The organism is Tamlana crocina, from assembly GCF_012037625.1.
In genome coordinates, this window is the sequence record NZ_JAAVJS010000278.1 from 1 (window position 1) to 433 (window position 433).

1 protein-coding gene is annotated in these 433 nt (G+C 40.9%); it reads right to left on the reverse strand.

Annotated elements, in window-relative coordinates; genetic code table 11:
• Positions 1-183: 183 nt before the first annotated feature.
• Positions 184-369, reverse strand: a complete 186-nt coding sequence (locus tag HC176_RS20425; RefSeq protein ID WP_167920139.1) for an SDR family oxidoreductase — start codon at positions 367-369, stop codon at positions 184-186.
• Between the last annotated feature and the right edge of the window lie 64 nt (positions 370-433).

The window sequence follows — 433 nt, forward strand, 5'->3', positions numbered from 1 at the left end:
TAGATAGTATTTCCTTTAACCCCGATGCCTTGCTGAAAGGGATAAGGAACATAAAGAAGGCGGAAGAAGAGCTGGAAAAAGAAGAGCCTGTAGTTTAACTTCTACAGGACAATCATCTTCGAATCAGAGAAGAAATATTACTAATAAATTGTCCCGACTGCTTTTACAGCCGGGACAATTTATTCAACCAACTATCATTCCTCCATCAATTACCTGGGTAGTACCGGTAATATACTTGCTGTCATCGCAGGCGAGAAAGAGTGCAAGGTCTGCTATTTCAGAATTTCCGGCGTAGCGTTTAAAAAGTACACTCGCTTCAAAATCTTTTTGAGAAGCTGCAGGTTTATCGGGATGTATCTGCTCTTCAATGGAAGCGCATCATACGATTATTTACCGGGCCGGGATGTATTGAATTTACAACTTCGTAAGCTAT